A 15,037-nucleotide genomic window follows, 5' to 3' on the forward strand; every position below is an offset into this window, starting at 1 on the left:
GAAAGGATGACCCTTTTATGGATATCAGTTCCCAGGAAATTGAGGCCATTGTCCGTCAGGTCCTGTCGGGCATGAGCCCCACCGCCCCCGCTGCCGCCCCGGTACAGCGGACAGCTGTTCCCCAGCCTGCGCTGGGCTGCCAGGGGGACCGGGGGGTCTTTGAGAACGTGGACGACGCGGTCCAGGCCGCCTGGGAGGCCCAGCGGGACTGGGCGTCCCACTACAAGCTGGAGGACCGCCAGCGCATTGTGGAGGCCATCCGCCGCTGCGCCCGCTCCCATGTGGAGGAGTGGAGCCGCAAAATTGTGGAGGAGACCGGCATGGGGCGGTATGAGGACAAGGTGGAAAAGCACCTGGCCACCATCAACAAGACCCCCGGTCCCGAGTGCCTCAACACCGAGGCCATCAGCGGCGACGCCGGCCTGATGCTGGAGGAGTACGCCCCCTTCGGGGTGATCTGCGCTATCACCCCCACCACCAATCCCACCGAGACCATCATCAACAACGCCATCAGCATGATCTCCGGGGGCAATACGGTGGTCTTCAACGTCCATCCCCGGGCCAAGCAGGTGTGCGCCCACTGCCTCCAGACCCTGAACACCGCCATTGTGGAGGCGGGGGGCCCGGAGAATCTGCTCACCATGACCCGGGAGCCCACCATGGAGAATGTGGACAAAATGGCCGCCAATCCCAAGATCCGCCTGATGGCGGGGACTGGCGGCATGGGGATGGTCAACGCCCTGCTGCGCTCCGGCAAGAAGTGCATCGGCGCCGGGGCGGGCAATCCCCCCGTCATCGTGGATGAGACCGCCGACCTGGAGCTGGCAGGCCGGAAAATTTACGAGGGCGCCTCCTTCGACAACAACATCCTCTGCTTTGCGGAGAAGGAGGTCTTTGCCGTGGGGAACGCCTTCGGTGAGCTGGTCCGCCAGCTGCAAAAGCAGGGGGCCTATCTCCTCTCCTCCGCCCAGACCGAGCAGCTGGTGAAGCTCTGCCTCCAGCCCGACCCCAAGGAGGGGTGGTCGGCCAACAAGAAATGGGTCGGTCAGAACGCCTCCAAAATTCTGGAGGCCATCGGCGTGAAGGTCCCTGACTCCTGCCGTCTAGCCGTCTGTCAGGTGCCGGCGGACCACCCCTTTGTGGTGGCCGAGCAGATGATGCCCATCCTGCCCGTGGTCCAGAGCGCCAGCTTCGAGGAGGCGGTGGAGCAGGCGGTGGCCGCCGAGCACGGCAACCGTCACACGGCCTCCATCTTCTCCAAGGACGTGGACCACATGACCCGCTTCGCCCGGGCCATTGAGACCACCATCTACGTGAAAAACAGCGCCACCAAGGCGGGGGTGGGCATCGGCGGCGAGGGCCACTGCACCATGACCATTGCCGGCCCCACCGGCGAGGGCATCACCTGCGCCAAGAGCTTCTGCCGCCGCCGCCGCTGTATGCTGGCCGAGGGCGGTCTGCGCATCATCTGAGCCCCCAATTTCATTCCAAATTATAAATTTCCTTATTAAAATTACTGGAGGTTATCACTATGAAGGCACTGGGTTTTATTGAGACCAAAGGTCTGGTGGGCAACATCGAGGCCACCGACGCCATGCTGAAGGCCGCCGACGTGGAGTTCGTGGGCTCCGACACCATCGGCGCGGGGCTGACCACCGTCATCGTCACTGGCGAGGTGGGGGCGGTCCAGGCCGCCACTGAGGCCGGTCAGGAGGCCGCCTCCCGGGTTGGCGAGCTGTTCTGTGTCAACGTCATCGCCCGGCCCCACAACGACCTGGCCCGCATCATGCCCCCCAAGGGTCCCGCCGTGGGCAAGGGGGCCAAGGAGGCCGGGGAGCAGGTGCCCCTGAACGCCGCCCTGGGCATGATCGAAACCAACGGCCTCACCGCTGCCATCGAGGCCGCCGACGCCATGCTGAAGAGCGCTGACGTGTCCCTGGTGGGCCAGGAAAAGATCGGCGCCGGTCTGGTCACCGTCTTTGTCCAGGGGGACGTGGGCGCGGTGAAAGCTGCCGTGGAGGCCGGTCAAACCGCCGCCATCCGCATCGGCGAGGTGGTCAGCGCCCATGTCATCCCCCGGCCCCACACCAGCGTGTCCGAGTGTATGCCTGAGCTGCACTAAGGCCGGGAAAGGGGCGCATCGCCTTGATTTACCGGGATATCACCCAGGAGCAGCTGGTCCGGCTGGTGACCCAGGCGGTCCGGGAGCAGCTGCGCCTGCAGGGCCGCCTGGTCCCCGTGGGCATCTCCATGCGGCACATCCACCTGAGCCGCCGGGAGGTGGACGCTCTCTTCGGGCGGACCTATCAGCTGACCCCCCTGCGGCCTCTAAGCCAGCCCGGCCAGTTCGCCTGCCAGGAGTGTCTGGACGTCATCGGGCCCAAGGGCGTGCTGCATAAGGTGCGCATCCTGGGCCCCGAGCGGCCCCAGGCCCAGGTGGAGCTGGCCCAGACCGACTGCCGCACCATCGGCGTCAAGGCCCCGGTGCGCGCCAGCGGCAACGTGGAGGGGACTCCCGGCGTCCTGCTCCAGGGGCCGCGGGGCGTGCTCAGCCTCCCCCAGGGGGTCATCATCGCCGACCGCCACCTGCACATGAGCACCGCCCAGGCCGCCGCCTTCGGGCTGAAGGATGGGGACACGGTGCGCATCCAGGTCGGCGGCGGCAAGCCGGGGATTCTGGACGGCGTGCTGGTGCGGGCGGGGGACCAGTATGAGCTGGACCTCCACCTGGACACTGACGACGCCAACGCCTTCCAGCTGAAGCAGGGGCAGCTGGTGACAGTTCTCGAATAGGAGAGGAACAAGCTATGATTCTTGGTACTGTAAAGGGAACGGTATACTCGACCCGGAAAATGCCGGAGTTGGTGGGGTATAAGTTCCTGCTGGTGGAGCCCATGTTCGGCAACAAAAAGGAGCTGATCGTGGCGGGCGACACCCTCGGCGCGGGGGTCGGGGAGTTGGTGCTGGTCACCACCGACGAGACCGTCCAGCACGGCCTGGACCACCCCTCGCCCATTGACGCCTTCATCGTCGGCATTGTGGACAACCCGCCGGTGATGGGAAAGTGAGGCACACATGAAACTAATCGTAATCGGCAGCATTGCGGCGGGGGTCTCCGCCGCCCAGCGCCTGAGCGCCGGGGAGGCCAGCGCCCAGATCACCGTCTATGAGGCGGGGGCCTTCCACTCCTGCGGTGCGGGTGGGCTGCCCCACTATCTGGCCCAACCCCTCTCCGCCCTGAATGAGGCCATCCAGGACAAGGAACGGGGGCTGGCCGCCCAGAATATCACCGCCAAACTGCGCCATCAGGTCCAGAGCATCGACCCCGCCGCCAAAACGGTGACGGTGCAGGAGCTGACCACGGGAAAGGTCTTCCAGGACCGCTATGACAAGCTGGTGGTGGCCACCGGAGCCACCCCCACCGTGCCCCAGGTCCCCGGCGCCCATCGGGTGGGGGTCCAGACCCTGAAAAATGTGGAGGATTTGATCTTCCTCAAGGAGTTCATCCGAACCCCTTACGTCCGGGACATCGTCATCCTGGGCGGCAGCTGGGCCGGTCTGGAGCTGGCCAAGGTGTTCCTGAAGCTGGGCCGGCAGGTGCGTATCGTCTCGGAGGAGGCCCAGCTCCTGCCCCAGCTGGACCCGGAGGTGAACCAGCGCGTCCAGACGGCCATTGAACAGGAGGGCGTCCAGCTCTCCCTGGGGGAGAAGGTGCGGGCTTTCCCAGGAAAAACCTTCCTCGAACAGGTGCAGACAACCCGGGGCTCCTACCCCTGCGACCTTTGTCTGGCGGCGGAGGAACTGACACCCAACACCGCCCTTCTGGCCTCCATCGGGGCCCAGTGCGCCCCCGGCGGCGCGGTGCTCATTGACAACAATCTGATGACCAGCGTCCCCAGTGTCTACGCCGCCGGGGCCTGCGCCGTCAACCGGGAGGGCTCCCTCCACAGCGCCAGCGTCCGGGTTGGACAGCTGGAAATCGCCCGCACCGGCCTCACCGAGGAACAGGCCAAAAAGGCGGGGCTGCGGGTCAAGAGCGCCGCCGCCTCCGGCTGCGACCGCCCCGGCATCTGCCCCAATCCCCAGGAGATCACCATCAAGCTGGTCTACGAGGCCAACACCCGCCAGGTGGTGGGGGCCCAGGCCTGGGGCGGCAAAAACGTGTCAACCCGCATCAACGTCATTGCCGTGGCCATCCGGGCGGGGATGACGGTGGAGGCCCTGGGACAGGTGGACTTTGTCTTCTCCTCCAGCACCAGCTCCATCTGGGACCCCATCCAGGTGGTCTGCGGTCGGGCGAAATGAGGTGGTCCCATGGCGGAGCGTATTGACGGGGTCAGGACCAGTTTCTTCGGCAAGGGGGCGGTCCAGCTGCTGGGTCCGGAGCTGGAAAAGCTCCACATCCGTCGGGCCCTGGTGGTCACCGATCAGTTTTTGTACCAGTCCGGGGCGGCGGCCCGGGTGGGCGCGGTGCTGTCTCAGGCGGGAGTTGAATACGCCGTCTTCTACCAGGTCCAGCCCAATCCCACCGTCCAGGTGGTGGAGGAGTGCGCCGCCGCCGTCCGGGCGCTGGGGGCCCAGCTGCTGGTGGCCCTGGGGGGCGGGAGCGCCATCGACACCGCCAAGGCGGCCAGCATCCTGGCCGCCAACGGGGGCCGGCTGGAGGACTATGAGGGGACGGACAAGTCCCGGGTCCCCGGCGTGCCCATTGCGGCGGTAAACACCACGGCGGGCACCGGGAGCGAGTGTACCGCCTTCTACATCGTCACCGACCCGGTCCGCCACAGCAAAATGGCCATGGTGGACACCAACTGCATGGTATCCATCGCCATTAACGACATTGATTTTATGCTGTCCATGCCTCCAGCTCTCACCGCCGCCACCGGCATGGACGCCCTAACCCACGCCATTGAGGCGGTGCTGTCCCGTGGGGCGACTCCTATGACGGACAAGGACGCCCTGTGGGCGGTGGAGCAGATCTTCACCTACCTGCCCAGAGCGGTGGCCGACGGGGGAGACGAGACCGCCCGGATCCGGATGGCCTACGGGGAGTACACGGCGGGGACCGCTTTCTCCAACGCGGGGCTGGGTATGGTCCACGCTATGGCTCACGCTCTGGGCGGGCGGTACAATCTGCCCCACGGGGTGTGCAACGCTGTGCTGCTGCCCTATGTGCTCTCCTTCCACCGGAGCTGTCCGGTGTGCTGCAAGCGGCTGGGCCGGATCGCCCGGGCCATGGGGCTGGCGGAGGAGAGCCCCCAGGCGGTGATTGCCGCCGTCCGGGCCCTGAGCGGCGCAATCGGCATCCCCCCCAGTCTGGGACAGCTCAAGGGGGTAGACCTGGCGGACTTCCCGGCGCTGGCGGCGCTGGCCCTCCAGGACACCTGTATGGCCTCGGACCAACTCACACCGTCCCGGGAGGAGGTCATGGCGGTCTATCTGGCCGCCTTTACCGGAGTGTTTTAACCCCCTGCCAACTCATATGCCGCAGACAGCTGCTTTTTGTCTTTACCTTGGTCCGAAAATATGGTATGATAGCCTGACTTGAAAAGGGGGCGTCCACCATGGCTGACATCCGAAAAAACACTGTCCACACCTTGGACATCACTGGCTACACTGCCGAGGGAATGGGGGTGGCCAGGCTGGAGGGGCGGGTGGTATTTGTTCCTTATACCATCCAGGGGGAGCAGTGGAGAGTCCGCCTGGAGAAGGTAAACAAAAACGTGGCCTGGGGCCGTGGGGTGGAACTGCTCCTCCCCTCCCCTGAGCGCGTTGAGTCCAGCTGCTCCCTGTACGGCAGATGCGGCGGCTGCCAGTTCTGCCACATGACGTATGCGGAGGAGCTGCGGGCCAAGAGCCGGCGTATTGCCGACGCTTTGGAGCGGGTGGGACACGTCAAATTGGACCTGCCTCCGGTGCTGGGCACGGAACAGCCTTACCGCTACCGGAACAAGGTGCAATTTCCGGTGGCTCAGGGGAAACGGGGGCTGTCTGTGGGTTACTACCGTCCCCGGAGCCACGATGTGCTGGACGCCTCCGACTGTTTCCTCCAACCCCGGGCAATCACCCAACTGCGGTCAGTCTTTAAAGACTGGATGGAAGCCCACAACATATCTGCCTACGACGAGGGAACGGGCAGAGGTCTGATCCGCCACCTCTATGTCCGCACCAACAGCAGGAGAGAAAGTTTGGTCTGTGTGGTGGCCAACGGAGACAGCCTGCCCCACCACACCGCCCTCACAGATACGCTGCGCCGGGCGGAACCGGCATTGGCAGGGGTGGTACTGAACACCAACACGCAGGACACCAACGTCATTCTGGGGGACCGGTACGTCACCCTGTGGGGGCGGGACTGGCTGGAAGAGGAGTTATGCGGACTGACCTTCCGTCTGTCCGTCCCCTCCTTCTTCCAGATCAATTTGCCCCAAACCCAGCGGCTGTACCAGGCCGCTTTGGACTTTGCCCAGCTCACCGGAACGGAGACCGTGCTGGACCTGTACTGCGGCATTGGAACCATCTCCCTGGCTCTGGCCAAGCAGGCGGGGCAGGTCGTCGGCGCGGAGATCGTCCCCCAGGCCATTGAGGACGCTCGGGAAAACGCCCGGCGAAACGGCGTCAGCAATGTGGAGTTCTTCTGCGGCGACGCCGGGGCGGTGGCCCAGCGACTGACACAGGAAGGAATCCGGCCTCAGGTCATCTGCGTAGACCCGCCCCGAAAGGGTCTCTCCCCCGCAGTGCCAGCCATCCTGGCCAGTATGGCGCCAAATCGGATCGTCTATGTCTCCTGCGACCCTGCCACCCTGGCCCGGGACGTAGACCGTTTTCGTCCTCTGGGTTACTGCGCGGTGAGGGCTCAGGGCGTGGACCTCTTCCCCAGAACCGCTCATGTGGAGACGGTATGCCTTTTGTCCAAACTCAGAGCAGAACACCATATTGAGGTGGACTTGAACCTGGACGAGCTGGATTTGACCGCCGCCGAGAGCAAGGCCACCTATGAGGAAATCAAGACGTATGTGCTGGAACAGTTTGGACTGAAAGTGTCCAGCTTGTATATATCTCAGGTGAAGCGGAAGTGCGGGCTGGAGGTCGGGCGGAACTATAACTTGCCTAAATCCGAGGGTCAGAGAGTATCCCAGTGTCCGCCGGAAAAAGAAAAGGCAATTATGGCGGCGCTGGAGCATTTTCAGATGCTCTGATAACAAAACACGGATGCTTTGCCATTTGGTAATCATCCGTGTTTTGTGTTATCCAAACTCCTATACGTTTGTGAGAAGATACGCATTTAATTTGTTTTTTTCATCAATGTAGGATTGATAGATATTTTTAATTCCAGCTTCTTTGGCCATAGAAATAATCAGGCTTTTATCTACTTGGAATGTTCTCAAGCCGATAATAACTCCAGCGGGAACGCACTCTATCATAGCAGGAAGATTCATTTTGCAATTAGCAATCATCCTCCATTCTTCGTCATATTTGTGGCATTCCTTTTTAATCAAACTGTTGCGCTCAACTTCCCAAGGAAGAGGTTTAAATTCCCTTTGTAGAAATTCTGGCAACGGGGCACCTAACTTTTGCACCAACTCTTGTCCCATAACAAATTTTGCAAAATCGGTTGCATTATGTGGAGTGTCAGAATAATATACTGGATAAACCCGCGTTCTATATTTATAGACGCCACAATTTACACACTTATCCATTTTGCCACAATGGGAACTCGCCTCATCACTTAGATCGTACATAAGGCAAAACCCCCTGTGCATATCAGCATATTTCAGCCAAAGAGTTTCATTAAATCCATTTTCGGAAAAACAGATGGACAAAATCTCGTCTTGTATTTTCGAACGTAATGTTAGAAGATAAGATAAAAATTGGTTTGTTATTCCGCTTGCAAATAACTGTTTTAAGCCCTCGACACTCGTAACTTGCTGAACAAACTCTTGCGGGATGCCAGGTTGATTTTGAAAGGTTTCTTTCATGCCGTTTGCCAACGCAGCTAATGCCTCAGTGGAGCTATAGTTGCTGACAAATTCTTGACGAATCTTCTCCACGTCAATATGTAAAAAAGTATCAAATGGATCATCATAGCTGCTGGCTTTAGAAAAAAACAGTTTATTTGAGCGTAAAGCATCAAGATTATTATTATTTACAGCACGATACTTATATAAAAATCTTGGATAATGAATTTTCGCCATCAGTTGACTGATTTCATGCGATATATCTTCGCCTGAAAATGAGCATAATGTCTGCCAATAATCCTGCATTTCATCGTGGCTCATAGCAGTTTTTCGTTCTTCTGCTATCAAAGAAAATCACTCCCTACACGCCCTACGCCACATTTTTCAATTCTCTAGTACGGTTCTGACAAGGTCACAATCAGTCGTCAGTTTTCCCCATATAGCGACCGCCTAAGCGCATCACGATAAACATTTCCTTCTGGCAAATTCAATGAGGAAAACGCCTCCTGCACCTTATAAACCGTCGTACAGTGTTCCTCTATAACCCCCAAATGCCTGATTTGTCCATCAGTCAGTGGAGCATTGTTTATATAGTCATAAGACACAAAATGAATAGAGGCTGGCTGAGTAGGAAAATGCGGCAGCTTCTCTCGACCACCCAACCGATTTAGGACTCTTTCAAATACCGGCTGAGGGCATACAAAGTAAAGACCCGTTCGGCACAAATCCTCTCGCTGCAAAACTTGTCCCTTGTAAATTAACTGCGGAATAATCCGCTTTGAGACGTTCTCCCAATTCAAACCTACTGTGCAGGGGACAACCTCTCTGCTACTCTCCAGTGTTTGGCGGGCATCACGGTAGTTTCCAGTTGTATCTATTGTCTGCACTTCAATTGCTGTAAACTCAACCAGTTCACCAGTAGCATCAAGTCGAGCAAGCACCCAATCAACAAAATAGGAGCCTGTCCCTTCTCTCTGCGGAAGGCGAAGTTCCCCGCCCCATCCATGTCCAAAGACGGCAATTGCTCCACCTTCACTGCGCGCTTTATCAACCGCCGCACAACCAGCATATAAGTTCAAGCTCATACCAAAAGCGTTGTTTGCAATTGTGCGCAGCATCTTATAGTCCTCCGCATAGATGCGTATTGGACAGCATATTACATTAGGCGACCCATCCGTTTTCTGTCGGATAGCGCACACGCCGGAAACAATGCGGTCACGAGAAAGTATCTTTGTACATTGTGTTCCCAAAAAAGGACACCGCTTTTGGGCTACTGCTGTGAGCGCCTCATTGGAAGCATCCTCAGCCCGATAGCCAAAAAACTCTGCAATATATCCAGCCATATGTTATTTGTCCTCCAGCAACATGGATTTAAGTGTCAGGCCAACCGCTTCGGCAAGAAGTGGCGGTACGGCGTTTCCTACTTGGGCAAATTGTTCTGCCATTGTCCCTGTAAAAATATAGTGGTCGGGAAAAGATTGAATTCTGGCAGCTTCCCTTACCGTGAATGAACGTTCCTGCTCATAGTGAAAGTATGCTCCCCAGTGCGGATCACATTTTGTAAGTATTGTGGACGCAAGCCCATCAGGAGTTACCCTGCCATATCGCTTGGTATGGTCTCCCCTGTTGGCTCGCTTCATTCCTTTCGGCAATAAATCTTCTGGAATATCCGTCCAATTTCCTCCCGGTTTAATATGCTTCAGCCGCTCCAAATTTATCTTTGACAGGCGTGGAGCTTCATGGTTATACACACCGGGACTGCCAATTCTTAGCCTGCGTTGGTAATCGCAGAAAGGTTCAGAGATATATTCTTTTACCTCTGTGCCACGTTCTCCACATATGAGTGGCGGCAAATCGCCAATAGCCTCTTTTACTGTCGTGAATGCTGCGGACACTTCTGGCGCTGGAAGTTTAACGAGCATCTGTCCATCAAATGTCGTTGTGAAATTTGGCCTGATTGGTGCGTGGTAAATCGGTTCGGGAAATGCAACAGACGGAAGAATTTTCCCTCTTAATCCAAGAATGATTGTACGCCACCGCATTTGGGGAACACCATAATACGCTGCGCCCAAAATCCTGACATCAGCACCGTATCCTAATTGAGCAAGAGCGTCCAAGATGGCGTGTAAAGTAGCCCCGTGTTCAAATGACACCAGGCCAGGAACATTTTCTATCAATACTGCTCTTGGAGCAAATATGTCCACAAAACGCAAGTATTCCTTAAACAAATGATTTCGCTGATCCAATACACTGCGCACAGGAGCATTGATAGAAAATCCCTGGCAGGGCGGACCACCCGCTAACAGATCCAGCTGTCCGCGCTCTAACCCTAAATCAGATAGAACCTCTCCAGCATCAAGTGAGCGGATATCTGCGGTAAAGACTTTAGCCCCCGGGTGATTCAGTTTATAGGTGTTTGCATAAGCAGGCACAATTTCGGATGCAAAGAGGCTATGAAAGCCAGCTTCAGATAGTCCCTCTGAAAGCCCACCTGCGCCAGCAAATAAATCCAACATCGTAAGCGTATTGTTCACCATAACACCACCTCTTTGTTGTTCAATTCTTCTTGTTTGCTATATTACCACAAAATAGTACATTATGCAACGGGGCATTACATAACAGCACAAGATATCGGGTCAATGATATGGACATCTCTATTCAGCTTCCGAGCATACCTCACCGTCATCGCTGTCCCGCCCCGCCACTCGCCATTGTAGACAGCCAGCAGACAGGCGGCGTGATCGACCAGATAACGGTTGCGTTTCAGCATACAGCCCTCATGGTATTCCTGGCTCACATACACGACCTCATCCGCTTGTTCCAAAATAGAAAAATAAAGTTCCCGCGCCGAAGCCGACCACCCATCTGCCTGTTCTTCACAGGGCAGAACACAGTGGAGTTTCAGCGCGGGATTTTCTTTTTTCAAGGCCAGAACAGTCAACGATGCCCAGGTATCCGCACCCTCTGCCATACCGGAGAAGAAGTCCGTATATCCAGCATCCACCAGCTTGGTAATCTCCTTGGCAAGCGTTTCTTTCAGCGCGACACATCGGGCATCGGACTCGTTGTAACCCCAGGGGAACTTCCTCGGACGATGGCCGGTGAATGCACAAGATTTCAATTCCATAATGTATCTCCTTTATTACGCAGTTGCGTATATTAAGGATAGCAAAATTTTCTGAGTTACGCAAGTGCGTATACGCTTCTGCGCATAATATTTTATCCTGTTTCAGGGTGAGATGGATATGCGTATCAAGCCAGCAATCGTTCAACGGTTCCAGCAATTATGTAAAGAACGGAATATCAAGTATAATGAGCTAGCTACTCTATCAGGGGTAACTCCTTCGACCGTATACAGCATGATGGACAACACACGCAAGGATTTATCGGTAATTACGGTCAAAAAGCTATGTGATGGGCTAGACATCACTATCACAGAATTTTTCAATGCTCCAATTTTTGAACAGCTAGAACAGGAGCTACAATAAAACAGCGGCAGTGTTTACCCAGGCATGGATAAACACTACCGCTGTTTCCATTTTCGGGTCATGGGGCCGGACTGCGTTTGGCAGTCTATGGCCACACAGCTCCCGAAAATGGCGGGGGTTTCCAAAGGGGGCGGTCCCCCTTTGGCACACGACTTTTGGAACGCAGTGGAAAAAGTCTAGTGTGTTATACCTTTTGCCCCGGCTGGCGTGGGAAAGGGGATGTACGGGAGGACAGCCGCTTTCCCGCACCAGGAAAGCAGGCGGAGGAATGGAGCGGCAGCGATCATTCCTCCACCTGCTTTCGAAAGGGGCAAAAGGTATATACAGCCACCGTCCTTCGTCCCTCGTCCCGCCGCAGCGACATCAATGCGGCAGCCTGCGCCGTAAATCGTTCAGCGCGGCTTGTTCCGTTTTCTGCGCCCGCTTCACTGTCAACCGGAAGTGCGCCGCTGTTTCTGGAATGGGATGCTCGTCCCCATCGGTAAAACCGTAGCGGTAGAGCAGATAAGTCCGCTCCCTGGCGGAAATCTGTCGCAGGCCCTCGTGCAGTTCGGCGTAGGTTTCTGCTTGCAGAACAATTTGCTCCGGGGATTTTCTGTAAGCCTGCGGAAGAGAAAAATCCTCCAACTCATCCAGGCTGATCTCATCAGATGCAGTGACGATGCTAACTGACTCCTGCATGAATTTCCTGATCCACCAGACAGCGTAGGTCAGAAATTTCGTGCCGCGCTCCGGGACAAAGCGACTGATCGCCTCCATCAGACCGAAGCAGCCCTCTTGAATGAGGTCGTCCACATCAAGACGATTACCACCATATCGTTCAATAAATTGATTGGCTTGTTGTTGGATAAAGGCCAGATTATTTTCCAGCAGTTGGTCCCGGGCATCTATGCTGCCATTCCTGGCAAGTACACAGAGTTCTTCATTGCTCATGCGCTGCCCTGGGGAGAGCTTCAAAGAGAGAAACAACGCCAGACCGGAAGACTGACAGCTTGTCCGGGTCAAAAACAGAAGTGTCCACCGTATGTAAAATGGCATCCGTCATTTGCTCTGGCGTGATTTCAGTCAGGGGCCTGTCCTCGCCCTTCGTAAGCTCCGCCATCATCTGCGCCACGATTTCCTTGGTTGCCGCCTGCTTTGCCGCTAACTCGGAAGCCATATCTTTTTTCATTTCTTTGAGCATCACCATAAAGGTGTTTTGAATTTTGGACAGCTCAACTTGGTACGGCGGTATCTTGGAAAGTGCTGTTGCCTGTGCTGCGTCCCGCTGTCCACACCCCATCAACAACAGCTCACCCATGGAGGCAAAAATCTGGTTCTGGACGGCAACTCCTGCCGCCAGGGTATCATCAAAATACTGTGCGATCATTGTGGTCAGCATGGCAAATCGGGGATGCTCCAGCATTCGGCTGACAACCTCACTGTTGACTTTCCCAGTGTAGAGGTTCCGCGCCGCCAGTGCCGTCAGTCTCAGTTCCTCAATGTCATAATTTTTTCGGTCGGGAATGTTCGTCAGGCCCAGCAGAAAGTCGGCGGATACGTTAAATTCCCGCACCAGGGCGGTCAACACCTCATCACTGAATTTCTGTATCTGTCCGCTTTCCAACCGGCTGAGGGTAGATGTACTGACACCCACTCTTTCCGCCAATTCTTCTCTTGTAAAGCCACGCTGTTCCCGCAGTTCCGCCAGTCGCTGACCTATCGTTCCCGGTAAAAATTCCACCATTACGCACCTCCCTGTCGTATTCTTGATTTTAGCACAGCATTTCCGCAATAAAGCACGAATTATGTCGGTTTGGAGTTTGCATTTCTGCAAATTATCCGGGCCGATTTTTATTTTCCAGTCAGTTTTGCAAAAAATGGGGGCCAAAGCCGGTTTTTCCGTATATTGAGATAGGCAAATGAAAACGCCAATCTTTTTACGGAGGAATGCAGTTGAACAACTATGAAGCAACAAATCACGCCGCCCGCCTGCCGCCAGGGATGAAGGACTGGCCCGCCTGGTTCGACGGCAAGAAGATCAATGAAGTCCTGTTCTGTGAGGAATTTCTGCAAGATCACCCCATGCTCTGTATTCACGATGCTTTTTTCACCACGGAGGGCCGGGTGATGGATGAAACGATGCTGAAAAAGGAAATTCTGGATCGCATCAAGTCCTATGTCACTTCCGGCGTGGCGAAGCGGGCGGCAAACTTGTTGGACGCTCTGCGGGTGGAGTGCTGGTCGCCGCCCCTGCTGGTCTTTCAAGACAGGATACACGTTGCCAACGGCACATTTTTTCTTAGCGGCACATTTTCAGAGGCAAAAGATTTCTGTATCAACCGCCTGCCAGTCCGTTATGTGCCGGATGCTCCGCCGCCAGTGAAGTGGCTGGCGTTTCTGGCTGACCTTCTGGAACCGGACGACATTCTGACCCTCCAGGAGTTTATAGGCTACTGCCTCATTCCCTCCACAAAAGGGCAGAAAATGCTTATCATCACTGGTAGAGGCGGTGAAGGGAAATCACGGCTGGGGTTGGTATTCCGCGCCCTGCTGGGGCAGAACATGAATACCGGCAGCATCGCCAAGGTTGAGACAAATCCCTTTGCCCGTGCCGACCTGGAGCATGAGCTGCTGATGGTGGACGATGACATGAAACTGGAGGCTCTTCCCCAAACCAATCACATCAAGGCAATCGTCACCGCAGAATTGCCCATGGATTTGGAGAAGAAAGGCAGGCAGAGCTATCAAGGCCAACTGTATGTCCGCTTCATTGGCCTGGGCAATGGGACGCTGCACTCCCTCTATGACCGGAGCGTCGGTTTCTTCCGGCGACAAATCATCCTGACTGCCAAAGAACGTCCGGCCAACCGGGTGGACGACCCATTTATCGCAGAAAAGATGTGCGCCGAGGCGGAAGGCATCTTCCTGTGGGCGCTGGAGGGTCTGCGGCGGCTGATTGCTAATAACTATCGTTTTACTATCAGCCAGCAGGCCCAGGAAAATATGAAAGCGGCGGTGGCAGATGGCAACAACATTGTTGAATTCATGCAGTCCACCGGATATATCGTCTTTCAGCCGGACGCTGCTTCCAGTTCCAAAAACCTGTATGCCGCCTACAAGCTGTGGTGTGAGGACAATGCCTATAACACACTTTCCATGAAAAGTTTCTGCAATTATCTCACTCAAAATGCCGGAAACTACGGCATCAGCCACACCAACAACATCTACATCGGCAACGGCAGGCGCTCCAGAGGTTTTACTGGCCTGCAAGTGCTGATACCGCATTTTTGAAAATAGACAGTGACCCGAAATCTCCCGTACAATGCGTACAAGCGTACACCGCCGTACTCATGTACGCAATGTACGCTTCTTTTGCGGTCAGCGGTAGATTTTTCAGCGGTAATGTGGACGGGGTAATATAGTAGGTCACCTTTGTTGCTAAAACTTCGACATTTTTCAAATCCGCAAACTTTTTGATGCAGTCGAGAATAAATTTTACGGAACCGTGTTTCTCGAAAGCGTAAACAAATTTTCCGATTTTACAGACATTTTCATCATTTCAACAAAAGTCACTCGGAAGCACGAAATCGAAGGGCGCTTCTATTGCGTGAC

At 55.9% G+C, this 15,037-nt stretch carries 15 protein-coding genes; 9 read left to right on the forward strand and 6 right to left on the reverse strand.

The window, feature by feature from the left end; all coding sequences use genetic code 11:
* Positions 1-17 precede the first annotated feature (17 nt).
* The 7 genes from D1646_RS05395 to rlmD all read left to right on the forward strand — a co-directional run bounded on the left by D1646_RS05395 (position 18) and on the right by rlmD (position 7,196).
* On the forward strand, positions 18-1,472 hold the full coding sequence (locus tag D1646_RS05395; RefSeq protein ID WP_160635479.1) for an aldehyde dehydrogenase family protein: 1,455 nt from the start codon (positions 18-20) through the stop codon (positions 1,470-1,472).
* A gap of 59 nt (positions 1,473-1,531) precedes the next feature.
* Positions 1,532-2,122 (forward strand): BMC domain-containing protein, encoded by a 591-nt coding sequence (locus D1646_RS23885; protein ID WP_160635480.1) that lies wholly within the window; start codon positions 1,532-1,534, stop codon positions 2,120-2,122.
* 23 nt (positions 2,123-2,145) lie between these two features.
* A complete protein-coding gene (locus D1646_RS05405; RefSeq protein ID WP_160635481.1) occupies positions 2,146-2,793 on the forward strand; it encodes a phosphate propanoyltransferase in 648 nt (215 codons plus the stop codon).
* A gap of 14 nt (positions 2,794-2,807) precedes the next feature.
* Complete coding sequence (locus D1646_RS05410; RefSeq protein WP_160635482.1) at positions 2,808-3,068, forward strand: EutN/CcmL family microcompartment protein; 261 nt, start codon at positions 2,808-2,810, stop codon at positions 3,066-3,068.
* A gap of 7 nt (positions 3,069-3,075) precedes the next feature.
* The gene (locus D1646_RS05415) at positions 3,076-4,305 is read left to right on the forward strand and encodes an FAD-dependent oxidoreductase (protein ID WP_160635483.1); all 1,230 of its coding nucleotides are present in this window, start codon (positions 3,076-3,078) and stop codon (positions 4,303-4,305) included.
* Positions 4,306-4,314: 9 nt separating this feature from the next.
* Complete coding sequence (locus D1646_RS05420) at positions 4,315-5,466, forward strand: iron-containing alcohol dehydrogenase (RefSeq protein ID WP_160635484.1); 1,152 nt, start codon at positions 4,315-4,317, stop codon at positions 5,464-5,466.
* A gap of 98 nt (positions 5,467-5,564) precedes the next feature.
* Complete coding sequence (gene rlmD, locus D1646_RS05425) at positions 5,565-7,196, forward strand: 23S rRNA (uracil(1939)-C(5))-methyltransferase RlmD (protein WP_160635485.1); 1,632 nt, start codon at positions 5,565-5,567, stop codon at positions 7,194-7,196.
* 60 nt (positions 7,197-7,256) lie between these two features.
* Here the strand turns inward: rlmD and D1646_RS05430 are convergent, their stop codons facing one another.
* The 4 genes from D1646_RS05430 to D1646_RS05445 all read right to left on the reverse strand — a co-directional run bounded on the left by D1646_RS05430 (position 7,257) and on the right by D1646_RS05445 (position 11,082).
* On the reverse strand, positions 7,257-8,303 hold the full coding sequence (locus D1646_RS05430; RefSeq protein ID WP_160635486.1) for a DUF2971 domain-containing protein: 1,047 nt from the start codon (positions 8,301-8,303) through the stop codon (positions 7,257-7,259).
* A 77-nt stretch (positions 8,304-8,380) separates the two neighbouring features.
* Positions 8,381-9,298 carry a NotI family restriction endonuclease gene (locus D1646_RS05435; RefSeq protein ID WP_160635487.1) on the reverse strand — a complete coding sequence of 306 codons (918 nt, stop codon included), beginning with the start codon at positions 9,296-9,298 and terminating at the stop codon, positions 8,381-8,383.
* A 3-nt stretch (positions 9,299-9,301) separates the two neighbouring features.
* Positions 9,302-10,492, reverse strand: a complete 1,191-nt coding sequence (locus D1646_RS05440; protein WP_160635488.1) for a DNA cytosine methyltransferase — start codon at positions 10,490-10,492, stop codon at positions 9,302-9,304.
* A gap of 74 nt (positions 10,493-10,566) precedes the next feature.
* The gene (locus D1646_RS05445; protein ID WP_160635489.1) at positions 10,567-11,082 is read right to left on the reverse strand and encodes an SLOG family protein; all 516 of its coding nucleotides are present in this window, start codon (positions 11,080-11,082) and stop codon (positions 10,567-10,569) included.
* A gap of 118 nt (positions 11,083-11,200) precedes the next feature.
* Between D1646_RS05445 and D1646_RS05450 the strand changes: the two genes are divergently transcribed.
* Positions 11,201-11,443: a helix-turn-helix transcriptional regulator gene (locus D1646_RS05450; RefSeq protein WP_160635490.1), complete on the forward strand. Its 243-nt coding sequence runs from the start codon at positions 11,201-11,203 to the stop codon at positions 11,441-11,443.
* Between the two features lie 363 nt (positions 11,444-11,806).
* Here D1646_RS05450 and D1646_RS05455 read toward each other — a convergent pair whose 3' ends face one another.
* Positions 11,807-12,376: a sigma-70 family RNA polymerase sigma factor gene (locus D1646_RS05455; protein WP_160635491.1), complete on the reverse strand. Its 570-nt coding sequence runs from the start codon at positions 12,374-12,376 to the stop codon at positions 11,807-11,809.
* Positions 12,366-13,169, reverse strand: a complete 804-nt coding sequence (locus D1646_RS05460) for a helix-turn-helix transcriptional regulator (RefSeq protein ID WP_160635492.1) — start codon at positions 13,167-13,169, stop codon at positions 12,366-12,368. The genes D1646_RS05455 and D1646_RS05460 overlap by 11 nt, the downstream gene beginning before the upstream one ends.
* 209 nt (positions 13,170-13,378) lie before the next feature.
* Between D1646_RS05460 and D1646_RS05465 the strand changes: the two genes are divergently transcribed.
* A complete protein-coding gene (locus tag D1646_RS05465; protein ID WP_347565135.1) occupies positions 13,379-14,716 on the forward strand; it encodes a phage/plasmid primase, P4 family in 1,338 nt (445 codons plus the stop codon).
* The last annotated feature ends 321 nt before the right edge of the window (positions 14,717-15,037 follow it).

The organism is Pseudoflavonifractor sp. 60 (assembly GCF_009911645.1).
Lineage (GTDB): Bacteria > Bacillota > Clostridia > Oscillospirales > Oscillospiraceae > Lawsonibacter.